Origin of the sequence: Streptomyces sp. WAC 04229, from assembly GCF_003947455.1 — a bacterium.
In the GTDB taxonomy this organism is placed as follows: Bacteria; Actinomycetota; Actinomycetes; order Streptomycetales; family Streptomycetaceae; genus Streptomyces.
Window position 1 is genome coordinate 1 of sequence record NZ_QHJH01000120.1, and the last position, 20,978, is coordinate 20,978.

15 protein-coding genes are annotated in these 20,978 nt (G+C 72.2%); 4 read left to right on the forward strand and 11 right to left on the reverse strand.

Annotation, left to right across the window (positions count from 1 at the left end; translation table 11 throughout):
- Nucleotides 1-835: serine hydrolase domain-containing protein (locus DMH12_RS26295; protein WP_185832539.1), on the reverse strand; the 835-nt coding region annotated here is incomplete at its 3' end.
- Nucleotides 769-2,094: a multidrug effflux MFS transporter gene (locus DMH12_RS26300; protein WP_125493933.1), complete on the reverse strand. Its 1,326-nt coding sequence runs from the start codon at nucleotides 2,092-2,094 to the stop codon at nucleotides 769-771. The genes DMH12_RS26300 and DMH12_RS26295, both read right to left, overlap by 67 nt.
- A gap of 106 nt (nucleotides 2,095-2,200) precedes the next feature.
- Between DMH12_RS26300 and DMH12_RS26305 the strand changes: the two genes are divergently transcribed.
- Complete coding sequence (locus DMH12_RS26305) at nucleotides 2,201-3,217, forward strand: Gfo/Idh/MocA family protein (protein ID WP_185832543.1); 1,017 nt, start codon at nucleotides 2,201-2,203, stop codon at nucleotides 3,215-3,217.
- Here the strand turns inward: DMH12_RS26305 and DMH12_RS26310 are convergent.
- Nucleotides 3,204-4,856 (reverse strand): alkaline phosphatase, encoded by a 1,653-nt coding sequence (locus DMH12_RS26310; RefSeq protein ID WP_125493935.1) that lies wholly within the window; start codon nucleotides 4,854-4,856, stop codon nucleotides 3,204-3,206. The genes DMH12_RS26305 and DMH12_RS26310 overlap by 14 nt on opposite strands.
- Nucleotides 4,857-4,988: 132 nt before the next feature.
- Between DMH12_RS26310 and DMH12_RS26315 the strand changes: the two genes are divergently transcribed.
- Complete coding sequence (locus tag DMH12_RS26315) at nucleotides 4,989-5,777, forward strand: SDR family oxidoreductase (RefSeq protein ID WP_125493936.1); 789 nt, start codon at nucleotides 4,989-4,991, stop codon at nucleotides 5,775-5,777.
- 213 nt (nucleotides 5,778-5,990) lie between these two features.
- Here DMH12_RS26315 and DMH12_RS26320 read toward each other — a convergent pair whose 3' ends face one another.
- On the reverse strand, nucleotides 5,991-6,317 hold the full coding sequence (locus DMH12_RS26320) for a nuclear transport factor 2 family protein (protein WP_125493937.1): 327 nt from the start codon (nucleotides 6,315-6,317) through the stop codon (nucleotides 5,991-5,993).
- A gap of 141 nt (nucleotides 6,318-6,458) precedes the next feature.
- Here DMH12_RS26320 and DMH12_RS26325 point away from each other — a divergent pair, with 141 nt between their 5' ends.
- Nucleotides 6,459-7,001 carry a DoxX family protein gene (locus DMH12_RS26325; RefSeq protein WP_122620396.1) on the forward strand — a complete coding sequence of 181 codons (543 nt, stop codon included), beginning with the start codon at nucleotides 6,459-6,461 and terminating at the stop codon, nucleotides 6,999-7,001.
- A gap of 43 nt (nucleotides 7,002-7,044) precedes the next feature.
- Nucleotides 7,045-7,395 carry a MazG-like family protein gene (locus tag DMH12_RS26330; protein WP_125493938.1) on the forward strand — a complete coding sequence of 117 codons (351 nt, stop codon included), beginning with the start codon at nucleotides 7,045-7,047 and terminating at the stop codon, nucleotides 7,393-7,395.
- Nucleotides 7,396-7,480: 85 nt separating this feature from the next.
- Here DMH12_RS26330 and DMH12_RS26335 read toward each other — a convergent pair whose 3' ends face one another.
- The 7 genes from DMH12_RS26335 to DMH12_RS26365 form a co-directional block, all read right to left on the reverse strand.
- Complete coding sequence (locus DMH12_RS26335; RefSeq protein WP_125493939.1) at nucleotides 7,481-8,467, reverse strand: polysaccharide deacetylase family protein; 987 nt, start codon at nucleotides 8,465-8,467, stop codon at nucleotides 7,481-7,483.
- 36 nt (nucleotides 8,468-8,503) lie between these two features.
- Complete coding sequence (locus DMH12_RS26340; RefSeq protein WP_125493940.1) at nucleotides 8,504-9,505, reverse strand: glycoside hydrolase family 11 protein; 1,002 nt, start codon at nucleotides 9,503-9,505, stop codon at nucleotides 8,504-8,506.
- A 442-nt stretch (nucleotides 9,506-9,947) separates the two neighbouring features.
- Nucleotides 9,948-12,170: a UvrD-helicase domain-containing protein gene (locus DMH12_RS26345; protein WP_185832540.1), complete on the reverse strand. Its 2,223-nt coding sequence runs from the start codon at nucleotides 12,168-12,170 to the stop codon at nucleotides 9,948-9,950.
- 92 nt (nucleotides 12,171-12,262) lie between these two features.
- Complete coding sequence (locus tag DMH12_RS26350) at nucleotides 12,263-19,357, reverse strand: DEAD/DEAH box helicase (RefSeq protein WP_125493942.1); 7,095 nt, start codon at nucleotides 19,355-19,357, stop codon at nucleotides 12,263-12,265.
- Between the two features lie 204 nt (nucleotides 19,358-19,561).
- A complete protein-coding gene (locus DMH12_RS26355; RefSeq protein ID WP_185832541.1) occupies nucleotides 19,562-19,942 on the reverse strand; it encodes a hypothetical protein in 381 nt (126 codons plus the stop codon).
- Nucleotides 19,939-20,196: a hypothetical protein gene (locus tag DMH12_RS26360; protein ID WP_125493943.1), complete on the reverse strand. Its 258-nt coding sequence runs from the start codon at nucleotides 20,194-20,196 to the stop codon at nucleotides 19,939-19,941. Before DMH12_RS26360 ends, DMH12_RS26355 begins: the two co-directional genes overlap by 4 nt.
- A gap of 65 nt (nucleotides 20,197-20,261) precedes the next feature.
- On the reverse strand, nucleotides 20,262-20,774 hold the full coding sequence (locus DMH12_RS26365) for an ATP-binding protein (protein ID WP_185832542.1): 513 nt from the start codon (nucleotides 20,772-20,774) through the stop codon (nucleotides 20,262-20,264).
- Nucleotides 20,775-20,978: the final 204 nt, after the last annotated feature.

Sequence of the window (20,978 nt, forward strand, 5' to 3'; positions counted from 1 at the left end):
CCCCGCCCCGCGCCCACGCGTTCTCGTCGTGGACGACCCCCCGCAGCATCCCCCGGTCGGCCTTCCCCCAGGGCCGCCGCTGGTCCTCCGTCGCCGCCGCCCCCGGGCACGGCCCGAAGCCCGTCGCCGTCATGCCCAGCGGCCGGGTGATCCCGTCCCGGACGAGGGCGTCGAGGCCGCGCCCGGTGATGCGCTCCAGCACCTGCTGGAGGAGCAGCATGTTCAGGTCCGAGTAGCAGTACGTGCCCGGCACCCCCACCGGCCGCTCCGCCCGCAGCAGCGCCAGCCGTTGCGCGTCGTCCGCGCAGTCGTACAGCGGGAGTTCGGGCCGCAGCCCGGAGGTGTGGGTGAGCAGCTGCCGCACGGTGACCCGGTGCTCGGCGGCGCCCCGGAAGTCCGGCAGGTACGCGCCCACCTCCGCGTCGATGCCGAGCGTGCCCCGCTCGATCTGCTGCACCGCGGCGACCGAGGTGAACAGCTTCGTCAGGGACGCGAGGTCGAACGGCGTCCCCACGCTCGTCGGCACCCGCTCCTCCTGCGGCAGCTCCACCCCGCGGTCGGTGCGCGGGTCGTAGGCGGCGTACCGCACGGCCCACCCCGCCGCCTCCTCGACGGCGAGCACGGGCCCGCGCCCGACGGCCACGACGGCGCCCGCCGCCCAGGGCCGCTGACCGGAGGTGAGGGCGTGCACGTCGGCGACGACACGGCGGAGCTGCCGGGGATCGAGCCCGGCCCGCTCGGGGCTGCCGCTGCGCAGTCTCGGAGCGCTCAGTTCTCCGCTCCCTGCCCGCTCGCGGCTCCCCGCACGCCCGCACGTTCCGCCGAGGAACGGCACATGCCGACGAGGAAGCCGAGCGCCACCACCGCCGCCGTCAGCTGGACGACGGCCATCGGCAGGGCGGTGTCCTCGCCGCCGATCCCCACCAGCGGGGAGGCGACGGCGCCGACGAGGAAGGAGGACGTGCCGAGCAGCGCGGACGCGGAGCCGGCCGACTTCTTCACCCGCATCAGGGCCAGCGCCTGGGTGTTCGGCAGGCTGATCCCCATCGCGGACATCAGCACGAACAGCGCGGCGGCCACCGGCACGAGCCCGACCTCGCCGAAGACGCCCAGGGACATCAGCAGCAGCGCGGTCGCGGCGGCGATGACGACCACGAGGCCGACGCACAGCACCCGGTCCAGCCGGACCCGGCCGACGAGGATCTTGCCGTTGATCTGTCCGACGACGACCAGGCCGATCGAGTTGAGCCCGAACAGCAGGCTGAAGGTCTGCGCGGAGGCGCCGTAGATCTCCTGGATGACGAACGGGGACGCGGCGACGTAGGCGAACAGGGACGCGAAGGCGAAGCTGCCCGCGAGCATGTAGCCGGTGAAGGCGCGGTCGGCGAGCAGCCCGCGCATCGCGCGGAGGGTGTCCCGGGCGCCGCCCGCGTGCCGCTCGGACTCGGGCAGCGTCTCGGGCAGCTTGGCCCAGACCACGACGCCGAGCACCACCCCGACCACGACGAGGACGACGAACACGCCCCGCCAGTCCGTCACCCGCAGGATCTGCCCGCCGATGAGCGGCGCCACGATCGGCGCGACGCCGGAGATCAGCATGAGGGTGGAGAAGAAGCGGGCCATGGCCACACCGTCGTAGAGGTCGCGGACCACGGCCCGGGCGATGACGATCCCGGCGGCGCCCGCGAGCCCCTGGATCAGCCGGAAGGCGACGAGGAGTTCGACGGTGGGCGCGATGGCGCACAGGGCGGTGGCGACGACGTAGACCGCGAGCCCGGCGAGCAGCGGACGCCGGCGCCCCCACTTGTCGCTCATCGGTCCGACGAGGAGCTGGCCGAGGGCCATGCCGGCCAGGCAGGCGGTGAGCGTGAGCTGGACGGTCGCGGCGGGCGCGTGCAGGGAACGGGTGACCTCCGGGAGCGAGGGGAGGTACATGTCCATCGCCAGCGGCGGTGTCGCGGTGAGGCTGCCGAGGATGAGTGTGACGAGCAGCCCGGTGCGGCGGGCGGCGCGCGTCGAGTGGACGGCCGGCCCCGTTCGGGGGCCCGTGGTGTCGGTCGGTTCGTGCGATATGGACGGCCCGCGCTCGGGCATGTGCCCCTCCCTCTTCAACAGATCCGCCACCTATGCTCTCAGCTCGTACGCACTTGAACGAACAGACTCGAACGAACCTGAGCGAGGGTGGGGCAGCGTGTCAGCGGTGACCGGGCAGAAGGTGCGCTGGGGGATTCTGGCGACCGGCGGGATGGCGGCGACGTTCACGGCGGATCTGGTCGATCTGCCGGACGCGGAGGTCGTGGCGGTGGCCTCGCGGACCGAGACGTCGGCGCGGGCGTTCGCGGAGCGGTTCGGCATACCGCGGGCGTACGGCGACTGGGAGACGCTGGCGCGCGACGAGGACGTCGACGTGGTGTACGTCGCCACCCCGCACTCGGCACATCGGAGGGCCGCCGGCCTGTGCCTGGAGGCGGGCCGGAACGTGCTCTGCGAGAAGCCGTTCACGCTGAACGCGCGCGAGGCGGAGGAGCTGGTCGCGCTCGCCCGGCGGCGCGGCGTCTTCCTCATGGAAGCGATGTGGATGTACTGCAACCCGCTGGTACGCCGCCTGAAGGCACTCGTCGCCGACGGCGCGATCGGCGAGATCCGCAGCGTGCACGCGGACTTCGGACTGGCGGGCCCCTTCCCTCCCACCCACCGTCTGCGCGACCCCGGACAGGGCGGCGGCGCGCTGCTGGACCTGGGCGTGTACCCGGTGTCGTTCGCGCAGTTGCTGCTCGGTGAACCGTCGGACGTCGTCGCGCGGTCGGTCCTCTCCGACGAGGGCGTCGACCTCCAGACGGGCGCCCTGCTCTCCTACGGGAGCGGCGCGCTCGCGTCGGTGCACTGCTCCATCATCGGCGGCACGCCCAACTCCGCCTCGGTCACCGGCTCCAAAGGCCGCGTGGACGTCCCGTACGGCTTCTTCTTCCCGGACCACTTCGTCCTGCACCGCGACGGCAGGGACCCGGAGGAGTTCCGGGCCGATCCGGCCGACGGCCCCCGGGCCAGCCTCCAGCACGAGGCCCGCGAGGTGATGCGGGCGCTGCGGGCCGGGGAGACGGAGTCGCCGCTGGTGCCGCTCGACGGCACACTGGCGGTGATGCGGACGCTCGACGCGATCCGTGAGCGCGTCGGCGTCCGCTATCCCGGCGAGGAGCGCGCGGTCACGCCGGCTTGAGGCCCTGCTCCCCCACCTCCGTCACGAAGGACCCGGCGGTGGTGAGCGGCGCGCCCTGCGTGGTGACGTGGGAGACCGTCTTGAAGTCGGCGCGCGCCAGGTCCCGGCCGAGCGACACCTTGGCGTAGCCGCGCCGCCCGTTGAAGAACTTCAGGTGCGGGTTGGCGGCCATGAGGGTGTCCCAGTTGGACGGCTTCTCGGAGCCGTCGCGGCCGCTGGTGACGGAGGTGGTGACGATCTCGGTGCCCAGAGTGCGGGAGCCGGGGTCGTCGAAGTCGCGCTTGATGTCGAAGCCGTAGGAGACGTGCACGTCTCCGGTGAGCACCATCAGGTTCTCGACCCCGGCGGCCTGCGCGCCGGCCAGCACCCGGTCGCGGGAGGCCGGGTAGCCGTCCCAGGAGTCCATGGAGACCTTGGACGGCAGGGTGGTGGAGTTGTACCGGCGGGCGAAGGTGACCTGCTGGGGCACCACGTTCCACAGGGCGTTCGACCGGTGCCAGCCGTTGATCAGCCAGCGCTCCTGGGCGTCGCCGGTCAGGGTGCGCGAGGGGTCCTCGGACTCGGGGCCGGAGTACTGCCAGCCGTCGCCGTAGGCCTGGTTGGAGCGGTACTGGCGGGTGTCGAGTACGTCGAACTGGGCCAGCCGGCCCCAGTGCAGGCGGCGGTAGAGCTTGAGGTCCGGGCCGTCGGGGAGCTGGGGCCGGCGCAGCGGCATGTTCTCCCAGTACGCCCGGTAGGCGGCGGCCCGGCGGATGAGGAACTCCTCCGGCGGGACGCTGTTCTCCGGGGTGTCGTCCGCGTAGTTGTTCTCGGTCTCGTGGTCGTCCCAGGTGACGACGAAGGGGTGGGCGGCGTGCGCGGCCCGCAGGTCGGGGTCCGACTTGTAGAGGGCGTACCGCAGCCGGTAGTCCTCCAGGGTGACGGTCTCGCGGTTGAAGAGGCCGGGCAGGGTGCCCGCGGGGTAGGCGCGTTGGCCGCCGACGTCGTTGACGGCGTACTCGTACAGGTAGTCGCCGAGGTGGAAGACGACGTCCACGTCCTCCTGGGCCAGGTGTTTGTACGCGGTGTAGTACCCCTCGTCGTACTTCTGGCAGGAGACGAGGCCGAAGGTGAGGTCGGAGACCCGGCTGTAGGAGGAGGGCGCGGTGCGGGTGCGGCCCACGGGGCTGATCCAGCTGCCGGCGCGGAAGCGGTAGAAGTAGACCTGGCCGGGCGCGAGGTGGTCCACCTCGACGTGCACGGTGTGGTGGAACTCGGGGTGGGCGGTGGCGGTGCCCCTTCTGACGACGCGGCGGAACCGTTCGTCCAGGGCCAGTTCCCAGCCCACCTCGACGCGTCTGGCGGGCAGCCCGCTGTCGGCCTGGTAGGGCACGGGGGCCAGGCGGGTCCACAGCAGGACGGAGTCGGACTGCGGGTCGCCGGAGGCGACGCCGAGCGTGAAGGGGTCGTCGGTGAGCCGTGCCGCGTCCAGTTCGGCGGCGCTCGCGGTGCCGGCGGCCGGCAGGTTCACGGAGAAGGCGAGCGCGGCGGCGGCGCCGGTGACGGTCAGGAAGCGGCGGCGGCCCAGGTGGCGGGCGGCGGCGCGGAGTTCGGGCGCGTGCGAGGACTGGGACCGGGCGGGCTGGTTCGCGGGTGTCATCCGTTTCTCCCCTTACGGTGGCTGCAAGGGGCATTCGACGGTCCGGGGACGACACTCGCTTGGCGCGGACATGGCGATCCCATGTCGGGAGGGTGAGTTCGGCGCGATGCGCGACCCGTACGCTGCCGACTCATGAACTCCCTGAAAACCACCGACGAGGAAACCGTCGGCGCGCAGCAGATCGCCGTCGTGACGGGCGCCGGTTCCGGCATCGGCCGGGCGGTCGCCGTGGAACTGCTCACCGCGGGCTGGGCGGTGGCGCTGGCAGGCCGGCGCCCCGAGACCCTGGAGGAGACGGCCGCCCTGGCCCCGGCGGGCGCCGCGGCGCTGCCCGTGCGCGCCGACGTGTCACGCCCGGACGACGTGGCGGCCCTGTTCGCCGCCGTACGCGACCGCTTCGGACGCCTGGACCTGCTGTTCAACAACGCCGGGACGTTCGGCCCGGGCGGCGTGCCGGTCGAGGAACTGCCCTACGAGGCATGGCGGCACGTGGTGGACACCAACCTGAACGGCGCGTTCCTGTGCGCGCAGGCGGCGTACCGGCAGATGAAGGAGCAGGACCCGCGGGGCGGCCGGATCATCAACAACGGCTCGATCTCGGCGCACACGCCGCGCCCGCACTCGGTGGCGTACACCGCGACGAAGCACGCGCTGACGGGCCTGACCAAGTCGCTGTCGCTGGACGGCCGTCCCTACGGCATCGCGGTCGGCCAGATCGACATCGGCAACGCGGCGACCGACATGACGGCGGGGATGCAGACGGGCGCGCTCCAGGCCAACGGGGAGACGGCACCCGAGCCGGTGATGGACGTGGCCGATGTGGCACGCACGGTGCGGCACATGGCGCAGCTGCCGCTGGAGGCGAACGTGCAGTTCGCGACGGTCATGGCGACGGCGATGCCGTACGTGGGGCGCGGCTGAGCCGATTCACACAATCGGAATATCAAAGTCCGCAGTATTGCGGCCGGTGGAGGGCATATGCTCGAATCCCCTTCACCAGAACTCCACACTTGAAGCGTCGGCCTTCCACAAGGCCCTTCCACGACGCTCCATGAACCATTCCGAGGGGGGAGGCGGCAGCCGTTCCGTCCACCGGCGTCCGGTGGACGGAACGGCTGCCGCGCCGTTTCCCGGCTACGCCTGACCGGTCTCGAACCGCGCGATCCGGCCGTCGTCGTCCACGGTGAAGTCCCACCGGGTACGCATCTCGCCCCAGGTGTCGTTGCGGTAGCGGGCGATGAGGGCGCGACCGCCGTTCGACTCGTTGTCGACCTCCATGTGGCCGTTGGAGGAGAAGATCTCCTGGTCGATCCACTCGGTGAGGTCCCGGTCGGCTCCGTCGTCGGCCATGGTGGCGTCCGGCGCGAGCAGCGCGAGGAAGGCGTCGCGGTCGTGGGCGTTGACGGCGGTGACGAAGCCGCGGACGGCCGGGTCGCTGAGTCGCGTGGTCTGAATGGTCATGCCGGCCAGCGTCACACCGGCCCGGCACCCCCGCCACCGGTCCGCCACCCGAACGGCGCCCGCGGCGGGCCCGCGCGGGAGACCCGGGAGACGGTGACGGGGTGAGCCGCCGCCGTCTGCGAGGGATGCGAGGGAGTCGACGTGAACTGTTACGACCGGCGCGATCTGGGCCTGCTGCTGCTCCGACTGGGTACCGGCGGCGTACTGGCCGCACACGGGGCGCAGAAGCTGCTCGGCTGGTTCGGCGGTGGCGGCATCGAGGGGACCGGCCGGGCCATGGAGGCCATGGGCTACGAGCCCGGCCGGACCAGCGCGGTCATGGCCGGCCTGGCGGAGGCGGGCGGCGGGACGCTCCTTGCGCTGGGCCTGGCCACCCCGGCCGCGGGTGCCGCGGCGGCCGGCGCGATGGTGGGCGCCGCGGCGGTGCACGCCCCGAACGGCTTCTTCGCCCAGGCCGGCGGCTACGAGTACGCCGCCTCCCTCGCCCTGACCGCCACCGGCCTCGCGGTCACCGGCCCCGGCCGCCTCTCCCTCGACCACGCGCTCGGCCACGCGGTCAACCGCAACTGGATGGTCCCGGCCGCCTTCGCGGCGACGGCGGCGGCCACGGCGGTCGTCGTCGGCGCCCGCAACAAGCGGGTCCGGAAGGCGGCCGAGGGCGAGCAGGAGCCCCTGTTCGACTGAGACCGCACCCGGCCGGCCGGCTCGGCATGGCACGCTGCCCGGTATGAGCGAAGACCCCGCCGGCACCCCGGCCGCCGACCCCTGGGACACCATCGACGATCTGTGCGAGTGGCTGGAGGCGGGCCGGCCCGTCGGCGGCCGGGAGGGCCTGCTGCTGCGCATGCTGAAGCTGTCGGAGGAGGTCGGGGAGGTCGCCGAGGCGGTGATCGGCGCGACCGGCCAGAACCCGCGCAAGGGCACCACCCACACCTGGGAGGACGTGGAGGCGGAGCTGTGCGACGTGGTGATCACGGCGATGGTGGCACTGCGGACGCTGACGCCCGGGGCACGGGACGTGTTCGGCCGCCATCTGGAGCGGGTGGCCGGGCGGTCGCTGGGGACACCGGGCGCCTGAGCGCGGGACGCGTCCTGCGCCACCCGATCGCGCGACGGCCCCGCGGCACGGTGTCGAGCAGCTCCGCGCCGCAGGGCCGCGCCGGTCAGCCCGCGGCGCAGGAGACCGACGGCCAGGTCCAGTTGCCGTTGGCCTGGATGGTGGCGCCCCAGTTGCCGCCGCTGCCGTTGGACTTGGCGGTCAGCACCTGGGCGCTCGGGTAACTGGCGTTCACGTTCCAGGTGGTCAGGACCTTGGCCGGGGACGGGACGTTCATCGTCACCGTCCAGGCACTGCTCCCGCTGACGGACACGTTGACGTTGTACCGATCCCCCCACCGCTGCCCGGCGGACAGGGTGGCGGTGCACGTACCTCCACCACCCCCGTCACCACCACCGCCGCTGCCGTCGGGGGCGACCGCCCGTCCGGTCTGCGGCGAGATCATGCCGGCGCACAGGCCCTTGGCGGCCAGGGTCTGCGCGATGCGCGGGATCGCCGCGAGCGTGTTGGCGGGCCAGTCGTGCATGAGGACGACCTGGCCGTTGCCCAGCCGTGAGACGGCCTGCACGATCGCGTCGGTGCTCGCGTTGTTCCAGTCCTGGGTGTCGACGTCCCAGATCACCTCGGTCAGCCCGTACTTGGCCTCGACCGCCCGCAGCGTGGCGTTGGTCTCGCCGTACGGCGGACGGAACAGCTTCGGCGTGCCGCCGCCGGCATTGGCGATCGCCTGCTGGGTCCGGGAGATCTCCGAGTCCATCTGGGCCTGGCTCAGCTGGGTCATGTGCGGGTGGGTGTAGCTGTGGTTGGCGACCCACATGCCGGCGTCGACCTGGGCCCGGACCAGGGCCGGGTTCTGGGCCGCGTACTGGCCCTGGTTGAACATGGTGGCCCGCAGGCCGTTCTGCCTGAGCGCGTTGAGCAGGGCCTGGGTGGTGCCGGAGGGGCCGTCGTCGAAGGTGAGCCCGACGTAGCCGTTGCAGGCGGCGGCCCGCGCCGGTGCCGCGTCGGCGGCGGCGGTGCCCGCGACGGCCAGGGCAGTGACGGACACCGCGGTGACCAGGGAACGCCATGAGAAGCGAGGTCTGCTGCGCATGGGAAGGGGTCCTCCTCTCTCTCCTCGTCCCCGGGGTCAGCCCGCGGCGCAGGAGACGGACGGCCAGGTCCAGTTGCCGTTGGCCTGGATGGTGGCGCCCCAGTTGTTGCCGCTGCCGTTGGACTTGGCGGTCAGGGTCTGGGCGCTCGGGTAGCTGGCGCTGGTGTTCCAGGTGGACAGGACCTTCGCCGGGGACGGCACGTTCATCGTCACGGTCCAGTCGCTGGCGCCGCTGACCGAGACGTTGAGGTTGTACCGGTCGTCCCACTTCTGCCCGGCCGACACCGTCGCGGTGCAGCCACCGCCACCGCCGCCACCGCCACCACCGCCGGAACCGGTGCCGCCGACCGTGATGTTGGAGCTGCCGCTGCTCTGGTAGCCCTCGGTGGCCATGATCATGTAGTAGTTGAAGCTGCCGAGCGGCATTCCGGCCCGCGACCACGCGTCGAAGTGGTTGCCGGTGGTGATGGTGCCGCCGGTCCGCTTCGACTGCCGCACGCTCCAGTACTGGTCGAAGGTGCGGGTGCCCTCGACGGAGGGCGCGTTGTAGCGGGTGGTCTTGTAGATGTCGTAGGTGCCCCCGTCGGTGGTCACGGTGCCCTTGAACTCGCCCGTGGGCCGGTACGTGCCCCAGTTGTCGACGATGTAGTACTCGACGAGCGGGTTCGCCGTCCACCCGTAGAGGGTCAGGTACGCGTTGCCGGACGGGTTGAAGGTGCCCGAGTACTGCACGGTCCGCCGCCCGCCGTTGCTCCAGCCCTTGCCGGCGACGAAGTTGCCGGTGTTGCGCCAGGAGGTGCTGTACTGGCCGCCGGACCCCATGTCCATGGAGACGGTGCCCTGGCTGTCGGTCCAGAACGAGTAGTAGTAGCCGTTGTTGGTGCCCTCCTGGTTGGTCGTGACGACCGTCCCGGCTTGGGCGGTGCCCGGCAGCATCATCGCGGCGAGGGCGGCCAGGGCGGCAGCCCAGGCACTTCTGACGAGGAGCGTCACGAAGGCGCCTCTGCGGCGGCGCCCCGGTTGGACGAGCACGTTCATGACGGTGCTTCCTCTCCTGCGGGGTTCGACATCGGCGCCAGTGTTGGCCTGTACACGTCGACCGTCAACAGTTTCGGCAATTCTTTCGAAACGTTCGACTACCACATCGACCGACCATGCGAGAGAACGCGCAGGCCAAACCTGTGAATGAGTCGGGGAACGCAACCGCCGCGAGACCGCTCACCTTGGCTACCAAATAAGCAGTCAACACGTACTCGAAACTTTCGACCGTTTCACCAAGGTGCGATCACGCACGACGGCGAATGCATGACCGGTCGTCGCCATCGCGACCGGCAGCCCGACTCGCGGCATCGAACTCACCACCCCGAGCCTCACCGGCGGTCCTCCGCGGAGCAGGATCGAACGGAGGCGGCGGACGTGGACACACAGCTGATCTACGAGCGGACCGTGCCGGCCGTGTAGTGACGGGACGACGGACCGCTCAGGCGGCCGCGGTCCCCGACGACCCGGACGGTGGGCCATCACGCCCCAGCAGATCCACGGCGCGGAGGGCCGTCCTGTCAGCGTCGGACGGCAGGAAGCGGCTGGCCCGTCCGCTCCATGTGACGATCAGCTCGTCACGGGCGCGGGTGGCGGCGACGAACATGAGGGAGCGGGCGCGTTGCTCCTCCTGCCGGTAACGGTCCGGGTTGGTGTGCCGGTACTGCTCGATGCGCTGGTGGGGCACCTGACCCTCACCGACCGATGTCAGGAAGACCCGCTGGAACTCCAGTCCCTTGAAGCGGTGCATGGTGCCGACACGCACCGCGTCCTCGTCGGACCGCACCCCGCGCCGGCCGAGTTCCACCACCGGCAGTCCGAACTCTCTGAGGAGAACGTTGGCGAATTCCTGTGCCGTACCCCCGTCCGGAACACTGACGGCCATCGCCGAGTACGCCGTGCCGTGCAGCTCGCGGCGCTCCCTGATGAGGGTCGCCACCGCCCGCATCTCGGTCAGCCGGTCGGGCGCGCGCCAGAACTGGGGGGCGAGCCCGGTCAGCACGGACCGGTACCCGTCGAGAGTGTCGGTCCCGGTGTCGAGGTCGTCGAAGGTGGCTCCCTCGATGAGCCGGTTGGCGCTGCCGAGGATCTGCCGGGTAGTGCGGTAATTCAGGGTGAGACGTCGGGACGCCCGGCCTCTGATCTCGATGCCCTGGTGGCCGAGGACCACTCGGCTGCCGTAGATGCGCTGGTGGGCGTCTCCGGCGAGGAAGATGTCGTTCGGACCCTTGCGGACCATCGCCCGCAGCATGCGCCAGTGCGAGGCGGCCAGGTCCTGCGCCTCGTCGACCACGACGTGCCGGTAGCGCGGTGTGAGCCACATGCCGCTGCCCGCCTCCCGGTGAACCAGGTCGCGGCCCCGCTGTTCGTCCGCCTTGTAGCGGGCCTGCTCCTCGATGCGGGACATGCGCCGTTGTTCGAGCTCGGCCGCCCGGTCGGCGATGAGGGCGTAGGTGGTCCGGCGGGGGGTGCCGTCCAACTGCGCCCGGTACGCCTGGACGAGCTGCCAGACGTCGTGGCGCTGGGCGTTGCTGATGCGGGGCCGTCCGGAGCGGCCCACACGGCGGTATGCGTCCCAGGTGCCGCATCGGTTCGCGAGGATGACGTGCTTGAACTCGGCGTCCAGGAAGTCGGCGTCGTAGTCCAGCAGATCCGTTGCGTAGCGCACGGTGTGCCACAGGTTCATCGCCGAGTCGTCGTCGAGGGGCCGACCGACCTCACCGCGGGACTCCTCGACGACCGCGAGGGCGAGGGCGTCGACGGACCGGACGTCGACCCGGCGCAGCAGTTCGTCGCCGCCCAGCTGCCGCAGGCGATCCGTGAGCTCCAGGGCGAGATTGGTGTTGTACGTGGCGAGGAGTACCGGGCGGGGATGACCGGGCGGCAGTCGGTCGACGAGGTGGCGTACTCGGTGCAGCGCGACCACCGTCTTGCCGGTACCGGGCCCTCCGGTGACCTTCGCCGACCCCTTGAAGTCTCCCGTGGCCAGTCGTTGCTGCTCAGGATGGAGGAAGAGCCGCCAGGCGTCGAAGCTGCGGCCCAGCGCGCCGAGCACGGCGTCGTCGTCGGTCTCCGCCCGGGAGACCGCCCGTCGCGCCGCGCGTGCCCAGTCGCGTGGGTCGACCTCCTCGTCGGCGCGCCACGCGTCCGTGATGTGCCGCCGTACGTCCTCTTCGGATACGCCCTCATGCAAGGCCAGGAGGACGTCGCGGGTGAGTTCCGGGAGATTGTGGGTGAGCAGCTTCCTGAACTGCTCGTCCGAGGTGACCTCTCGGAGGGCGGGGAGCAGCGAGCGGACAACACCGAGGGCGATGAGGGTCTGGTCGTCGTACGGGGCGAAGAGAGGGGCGCTCCGGCCGCGCAGGGAGACCACCGTGGCGTCGGCCTCGGTCTGGTCGACGACTTCGACGGTGCCCGAGACGGGATTGATCTCGACGGTGAGGCGGGCCAGCTCGTCACGCGCCCGTGTTCCGTCACGCACGGCGAGGACGCGCACCTCGTCTCCGCCATCCGTCACCAGCACGAGAACCATGCAGCGGGGGTCGGGCTGGGCCAGACACAGGTCCGCGTCGTCTCCCGCCTTGCGAAGCGGGGACAGGCGCAGGGCCCGGTTGGTGCGGTCGGCGCGCAGCCGACGGACGAATTCCGCCACCGCGTCTGCCACGGCTTCGTGCCGGCGCTCCAGATCACTGTGCGCCTGGGGCTCCACCCGTACCCGGGTCCTGACCCGGTCTCCCGGCCGACCCGCCCCGTGATTCATCGCACGACCCCCTCCTCGCCCAGCAGCCGGGCGAGCTCGTCCACGTCCCACTGCTCCGGCGCGCGCACCTGCCAGCCGGCCGACGCGCACTGCGCCATGTACTCCGCGTCCTCGGCGTCCTCGGCCAGGACGACACCGATCCTAGGGCCGGGCCAGGCGAGTTCGACCGTACGCGGCACGCCGTCGACGTCCCAGGTGGGTCTGCCGGCCGGGATGTCGCCGCGGGCGGCGAGGCGGGCGGCGAGTCCGGCGACGTCCGGGTCGCCCCACTTGGAGAGTTCGCCGAGGGTCAGTTCCCATGCGGTGCGCTCCAAGGGGGTCATCTCCGTGGCCGGCCCCGTGGGGTCCGCGACGGCGACCGGTGCTCCCCCGGTCCGTCGCGGCTCGTCCCGGAGACGGTCCTCGTCGTCCTCGGTGAGCACCAGACCGGTTCCCTGTACGTCGTCCCGGAGCGCGGGCAGCAGTCCCTCGGCGGGGCCGGCCGTGGCGGCGAGCAGGGCGGCATCGAAGGTGTCGAGCGTGGTGCGGGCGAGGGCCATCCCGTCGGCCCGGCCGCCGCCCGTGGGGTCGAGGAACTGGATGATGTTGCCCCAGCACAGCCACGCCTTCCAGCGGCGCCGGTGGTCGTCCCGGTCACCGTTGACGGCCTCGGGGCGGTCGTCGAGCACGGCGAGGGCACTCCACCGGAGGGCCTTGCCGTCCGCGCGCCGTGCACCCGCGACAACGAGCGGCAGCCCGGACGCGTCCTGGAACGTCAGCAGTTTGAGCCCCTGTCCTGTGGCCGCCGGGGCGGGCTCGCCGCGCACCGCGGCGTTGATCCAGCCGACGGCGGACGCGGAGTCCGCGTCGACGAGTTCCTTCCTGCGGAGGGCGGCGGGTGCGCTGACGGCGAGTTGGGCGAGCTGCTGCCAGCGATTCAGGCGTGGGTCGCGCAGGAAGCCGAGGAGCGAGGGGACGGCTCCCTCGAACAGCAGCGTGTCCACTTCCGAGGGCTCCTGCCGGAACTTCCGCCACTGCTCGCGGACCAGGGCGCCGGGGCCCGCGCCGGACGTGACGTCGTACGGCGGCCAGGCGGCGTCGGCGGCGCGTCCCGCGACGACGGCGTCGAGTGGGTCGGCCGGGGCGTCGGGGTCCCGTTCCGGTTCGTCCTTGAGCCTGCGATCCCAGGCCGCGACGTCGTCCCAGGTGATCTGCCAGACGAGTATCCCGTCGGCGCGCAGTCGGGCGCGTTTGGCCGCGTCGGCGGCAATGCGGTTGGTGCGGGAGGACGCGTGCCAGCGGTAGCCGTCCAGGTAGACGGCGATCGGCAGGGGCGGCGCCCCGTCGCTGGGCGTGTCCCCGGCCACTGGGCGGAACAGCAGGTCCGGCCGGGTGCGATAGCCGTGCAGGTCCTTCTGCGCGACGACTTCCCAGTGGACGGGCGTGCCGTCGGGACGCGTGAGGGTGAACTGCTTGCCGTGGTGTCCGGTCGGTGTCGAGGCGTGCTCTGCGGCGGCCGCGTTGCCCGGGGTGTGGAGCCAGCGGTCGAGGCATTCGATGAAGCGGCGTTCCAGGTCGCTCTCCGCCTGGTCGACAAAGCGGAGTTCGGCGTCGGCCGCGTCCTTGCGCACGTCCCAGCCGCTTCTTCCGTCGGTGCCCAGGAGACCGTCCAGCATCCACAGGGCTTCCTGCCGGTCGAGGTGCTTGTAGTCCCGTTCCGGGGCGTAGCCGAGCAGACAGCGGTGGCAGGCCCGGCGCGGGGTCCCCTCGCAGGGGCAGTCCCGAAGCTCGTCCTGGGCGGCGGCGAGCACGGCCCGGAACTCCTCGCCCTCGCGGTCGACGAGCCGTTGCAGGTAGCCGGTGCCGCCGGGCAGCGCGTCGTACAGGACGAGGTAGTTGCGGGTGAGGTCGGTGTCCCGGTCGGGCTCGGTCGCGGCGGCGGACCGGATGTGGGCGGGGTCGCCGCCATAGCGCTTGGCCAGGCCCAGGTGGAGGGCGGCGGAGAAGGAGGCGAGTCGTTCGGGGACGTTCAGGGTGGCGGCGGGCAGCAGGATGCGCAGGGCTTCGGTCCGGTGTTCGGTGGCCGTGATGACCTGTACGTCCTCCGGTTTGGCCTGCTTGTCGCGGCGCCGGGTGGGGCACCACGGCCGGTGGTGGGCCAGTTCGGCCCGGCCCAGCAGCGACTGGCTGAGGGTGTCCTGGGCGGGGCCGTGACCGGGCTCGCGGTCGGTGGCGCCGCCGCAGCGCGGACACACGGTGAACTCGGTGATGGCGACCTCGGCGCCGGCGAAGGAGGTGTCGTTGCGCCTGCCGTGGCGGCTCTTGCCGAGGTTGAAGCGGCGGATGACCGCCTCGCGGACGTGGTCCACGCCGAAGGTGGATTTCTGGTGCCGCCAGGTCTGCTTGATGTCGGCCGGGTCAATGTCGACCGCGGTGACGGTCGTGTACGGCGTCCGCGTGCGGTTGTCGCGGTCGTCGACGATCCGCGCGTCGTCCCGTTTGTCGTGCGCGGTGACCTTGCGGGGGACGACGACCCGGTGCAGGGCGCCTCGCCCGCCGATGCCCGCGCCGCCGCAGCGAGGGCAGGGCGAGGTGTCCTGCTCCGCGTGCTCACCGGTGCGGACGTGGCCGCATTCCTTGCACACCCGCCAGGTCCGCAGCCCGACGGGCATGCCGTCGGCGGTGTCCTGCGGGGTGGGGCCGAGGTCGAGTCCGTCGACGACATGGCGGTAGCCGCGTACGTAGTAGGCGTTGCCGGGGGCGAGTTCGGTGAGGGCGGCCTCGGCGGGCCGGTCGTAGGAGCGCGGCTCGTTGCTCCACCGTGTCTTGGGACGCTTGTCCTCGCCCTTGTCGTGCCCGGTGTTCTGGTCGCCGGACGAGCGTGTCCTGCGTACCGTTTCCTTGTAGCTGAGCTGGGCCTCCAGGCGTACGCCATTCTCGACGAGGCTGTAATTGGGCAGCAGGCCGTGTTCGACGAGGAAGCCCTGTGCGTCGGACTGGCCCATCGTCTGGATGAGCGCGGAAACCCCGGCCGCCTCGCGCATCAGGTTGCGCTTCTCGCGTGCCTCGTCGTCCACGGCCTCCTGGAGCGCGTCGGCAGCGTCGTGGATGAGGGCGCGGCGTCTGAGGAGCTCGGTGCGTTCGGCGTCCCAGGCCCGCTTGGCGCGCTCCAGGTCGTCGGCCAGCTTGTGTTCGGCGTAGCGCCGCAGGGTCTTGCGGGCGTCGCGGGACACGCCGGAACCCGGGACGCCGTCGATCTCCGGGAAGAGGCCCAGGAACGCGTCCGCGAGGTCGGTACGGCCCGCCGCCGCTTTGTGGAACTGCGTCAGCCAGCCGGTGCGGCCCACAAGTTGGGTCACCCGTTCCGGCAGGGGCGGCACGCCTTCAAGGGTGCCCCGGGCAGCCCGGTCGATCAGGTAGGCGGTGTACTGCCGGCACAGCAGCTCGCCGGCCGAGAGGAAGCATCCGGGGGGCAGGATGGGGCCGGCGATGAGGTTCTCGGGTTCGGCCAGGTGGTAGAGCGCCCTCGGGCTGGTGTCGGCGAGGGTGACCATGAAGGCGTTGCCGGTGGCCCGCCCCGCGCGGCCGACCCGCTGGACGTAGCCGGCGGTGGACGGCGGCAGGGAAGCCAGGACGACCGCCTCCAGCTGGCCGATGTCGATGCCGAGTTCGAGGGTGGGGGTGCACGACAAGACGTTCGGATCGGTGTGCTGGAGTCCGAGCCGGAACCCCTTCTCCACCGCTTCGCGTTCCTTGCGTGTGAGGACGCCGGTGTGTTCGGCCGCCACTACGCTGTAGGGATCCGCTTCCCGGTATAGGCGGCGGTAGTAGTCGGACCGGTAGTCACGGGCCGCGCGTCCGCCCGCCTCGTGGGAAGGCCGGGTGAGGGAGCCCTCGCAGCGCTTGAGCGGGCAGCGGGTGTCCTGCCAGACCGCGGCGCGTTCCGGCGGCACCGTCTGGGTCCAGCCGCACTCGGGGCAGGTGAGTGCGGCCTGTCCGGTCTGCTCGTCGTCGAGCGGCCGGACTCTGACGTGGCCGGGAGTCAGCCCGTACACGCCGTGCTTGTGCTGCCTGTCCGCCGGGGTGGTGCGCCGGCGGGCGAGTGCGCCGATCCGTTCACCGGCCAGCTCGGCGAAAAGGTCCGCCAGGTACGCTCCCGCCGTCTCACGGTCCAGGCCGAGGCAGCGCTGTGTGAAGTCGACGTACCAGCTGTCTCGGGTGTCCACGCGTTCGAAGTCGGTACGCCCGGGGCGGGCGCCGACGAGGACGAAGGCCGGTGCCTCCGAGTCGTAGCCGAACGACGGCATGCCCGGGGCGCGTCCGGTGGACACATGGTGTCGGCTGCGGCCCTCCGCATCGATGTACTCGTCCAGCCACCTGTGGTGGATGCCGCCGATCTGACGGACGTGTTCAAGAAGGCCGCGCACATATCCCTCGAAGTGGCGCAGGCGCTCCGGACTGCCTTCTTCAGGGATGACGGGCGTGGGGCTCCCCGCTCCGTCCGCTGCACCTTCCTCGTCCTCTTCCCGGGCCGGGACGGCCATCGGCAGCAGCTTCTCCAGGTGGACCCGGAAGAGTGACTCCGCGGCCCTGGCCGCCGCGTCCGGGTCGGGCAGGTGGACCTCGGCGGCGACCGTGCGCGTGAGTTCGAGGGTGCGGCCGAGGCGGGAGCGCAGGCCGAACTCCAGCAGGGTGTTGAGGGCGAGGCGCTCGCCGACCAGCTCCCAGGTGGACTTCGGGATGCCCTTCTTGCCGGCGAGCAGCCGCTTGACCGGGTCCACGTCGTGGAGGTCCGGTGGTACGACGGAGGCGAGGAGCCGCTGACCGGGGACGGCGGCCCTGCTGACCATGGAGGCGATCAGCTCGTTGAGGGGGACACCGTCTGCGGCGAACTCCGGTCTGGTGCGGACGTGTTCCGTCAGCTGCTCGTGCAGGAGGGAGCGCAGGGAGAACTTCCAGGACCGGCTGGCGACGAAGCCGGCGCGGTGGGCGGCGTCCTGCACCGAGTCGTTGAAGATCAAGGTCTTGCGCCGGTCGCGCTTGTGCTCGTCCTCACTCGGCAGCTCGCCGCCGGTGAACAACTGGGTGACGACGACGGAGGCGAGCGGGGCGACGCCGGCACCGAGGTAGCGGATGCCCTGGGTCTGGCCGCAGGCCGGGCAGCGGTCCTGCTTGGCGTGGTCGGCCTGTTCCTGGTTGTCGAACCAGGTCCACACGTACACGCCGTTCTCGGGCGCCGGGGCGACGGGTTCGCCGTCGCGGAAGACCTCGTCGGGGTCGAGTCGGCGCAGCGCCTTGCCGTTGTCCTCCAGGACGAGCAGGGTCGCGTCGTGCGCGGCACCGCGCCGGGCGCGGCGGGAGGCCCGGCGGGCCAGCGTCGCCTTGGCCTGCTCGGCGGCCTCGGCCGGAGTCGCGGCGATCATCGCCCGCACCCGGCCCTTGGCGGCTCCGCCGGTCACACTGGCACGGTAGATCTCGTCCGGCGCGTGCACGAGGTTCTGCGGGTTGCGGTCGGGGCAGATCGCCGCCCAGCCGGAGCGTCCGCAGTGCCGGCAGTAGGCGGCGGGCAGGCGTCCGGAACGCTGGACGTGCCGACGCCGCTCGGTCTGCGCGGCGACGGCCAGGGCCCGCCGTTCCGGGTCCGGGCCGGGCCGGGCGTCCTGGGGTCCGGTCCCGGTGTCGACGCGAGTGCCGACTCCCGTGAGTGCGGCCTGGTCGTCGTCGGACCAGGAGAACACCGGCTGCGGTGCCACGAAACGCAGCACCCGGGAGAGCGACCGCATCCACAGGTGGGTCTCGACCAGCAGCAGCGGCCGCTCCTTACCGAGGGGCGAGCCGGGGTCGCGGGCCACCGAGATCAGGGCCGCGAAGCGGGCGAGAGCGACGGCGGCCCGCTCCGGCTCCTGGACGGCCGCCGCCCGCCACGCCGACGCGTCGGGAAAGGCCCTCAGAACGGTGGCAGAGGTGAGCGGCCCGTCCCCGGCGGACAGCACCGCGTGGGTGAAGGGATGGGCCAGCAACCGCCGCCCCAGTTCGCGCGGGTCGGTCGCATCGCACCCCAGGACAGCGCGGGCGACCGCGTCCATGCCACCGGGTGTCCGCGCCGGATCGGGCAACTCGGCCAGTTCGGAGGGCGACGGCAGGGGCAACGAGTGGTCGACGGCGGACAGGAACTCCTCGGCGTTCCGGCGGTCCTCACCCACGACCGCGTCGGCGGGGAACCGGGTCCCGAAGACCTGCGAGGCCACGTGCAGCATGCCCTCCGGCCCACCCGTCCCCCCGCCGGAGCCAAGGGTGGCGGAGGTCGCCACCGGACAGACCGACCCCAGTGGCCGGCCCCCCTCGGCCGCTCCGGCGACGGCGGCGAGCCGCCGCAGCAGCATCGCCACGTCGGTGCCCTGCGCGCCGTCGTACGTGTGGAACTCGTCGATCACCACGTACGCAAGGTCGGCGTCCCGCCACAGGGGCGCGTCCTGCTGCCGTTGCAGGAGCAGGTCCAGCATCTTGTAGTTGGTGATCAGGACGTCCGGCGGATTGCGGCGGATCTCCGCCCGGTCGACCATGACCCGCTTGTACGGCGCGGTGCCGCGCGAGGACGCCTCCCCGATGTACAGCCCGGCCGTCACCTCTCGCAGCCGGGGGTCCTCCAGCAGGTCACCGAGACGGTCAGCCTGGTCGCCGGCGAGCGCGTTCATCGGGTACAGCAGGATGGCCTTGATGCCCGGCTTACCGGCGTCCTTCGCCCGGCGGCAGTGGTCGAGTACGGGGATGAGGAAGGACTCCGTCTTTCCCGAGCCGGTGCCCGTGGTGACGAGGGTCGGCTCGGGACGACGCCCGTCCTTGGTGGTCAGCCGCGCGAACGCCTCCGCCTGGTGGGCGTACGGCGGCGGGAAGTCCGCCGGATACCAGTCCACATGGCGCTGCCAACCCTCCGCCGCCGGCCGGAAGGGACGCCTGATCCGCAGATACGGCCCCCGGAAGAGGCCGTCGGCCGGGTCGGTGAGGAAGTCCTCCAGTGACTCCTGGGTGTCGGGTTCGGCCAGCGCGAACGTCGTCGTCAGGTACTCGACCGTGGTCTCGCGCAGTGTCTGCGCGGCGAGTGTGGGTCTCATGACGCTCTGCCGCCCCCGTTATGCCGTGATCCGTCCCGCCAGCCGACCGCGCCGACCGCGTCCGGTCCCGACGAGACGGCGGGACAGAGCGATCGGAATCGATCACGTTCCACTCTACGGGTGAGGTCCGACAGCCCTGCCCGGATGCGGGAAAGTCGGCCCGATGGCCGGGCATCCGGGCAGGTGCGGGGCGGTCGGGCGTGCTCAGGGGCCGAGGTCGATGACGCGCACGGGCTGCCCTCGCCAGGCGTCTGCGTCGGTGGTCGCCACGACCGCGCCGTTCGGCCGCTCGGCCGTCGGTTCGGCCGCGTGGCGGGTGTGCGCGGGCCCCCAGGAGTTCTCACGGGCCACGGCGAGGGCGGCCGAAAGGTCCAGCTCCAGGACGGTGACACCGGGGAGCGCGGCGAGGTGCTCCGCTGTGCCCGGCCGCACGCGGTCGGCCTCGACCAGGGCACAGGCCGGGGCGTACAGGAACCACCCGGACTCCGCGTGCGCCCGGTGGATCAGCCGGGAGGCGAGCACGTTGCCCTTCCCGGCCGCGATCATCGCCGTGCCGTCCAGGACGATGTGCAGCGGCTCGGTCACCTGATCCCCGCCTCGCTCAGCCGCGAGTCGAGCTCGGCGTCCAGCGCGGCCTGTTCGCCGGCGCTCGGGTCGTAGCCGTTCCACTCGCGCAGCACCGCACGGGCCTGCGCGGCACGCTCCGCGCGCTCCTCCGGGGTGAGCAGCGTCTCCGCGAGATGGGAGAGGTAACCCCGGAGCGACATGCCCTCCGAGGACGCTATCCGGGCGAGCCTGTCACGGGCTTCGGTAGGAATGCGGACGTTGGCGTCGGACACGCTGCCTCCTCGCTCGGGGCCGCCAGGATACGGGTACGGGTACGTACCCGTCCAGGCCGTCACGGTCACCGGCCCGCCGTCGCCCCGGGGTGGACCACGTACTCCGCCCAGACCGTCTTGCCCGGCCCGCCGAGCCGCGGGTGCCAGTCCCATCGCGTGGCGAGCGCCGCGACGAGGAGGAGGCCACGGCCTGTCTCGTTAACGCCGGGAGCCTGACCGGCGGCCACCGCTTCGGGTCGTGGCGGGATGCGCTCTCCGCGCGTGTCGGTGACCTCGACGCGGGCGGTCGTCGCGCGGGCGTCGGCGGTCAGGCGGAGGCGGAGGTGGAAGTCCCGGCCGGGGACGTGGCCGTGCAGCACGGCGTTCGCGGTCAGCTCGGCCACGATCAGCACGATCGCGTCGTGCGCGCCGGTGCCGTAAGGGACGCCCCAGCCGTCGAGGCGGTGCGCTGCCAGCCGACGGGCGAGGCGCGCTCCGCGCGGGGTGGAGGTGAAGCGCATCTCGAAGGTGTGTGCCATGTTCCCGGCGGGGTGCGCGAGTTGGCCGGTGCCGGTGAGGTCGGCGGGATTGCTCGTCATGCCGATCACGGTGCCGTTGGTGGCGTAGCGTGACCAGTGGTGACGCACCGACGCGGCCCGGCTGTACGCGCGGTGCCTCCACGGGTACGAAGCGCGCGGCGTGACAGCGTTCCCTGCGGGGCGTTGGGCCGAGGAAGCGGTGGTCGATGACGGGCAGTGCCGAAGCGGACGCGGGCGCCCTGGCGGGCGGCGGGGGCAGCGCCT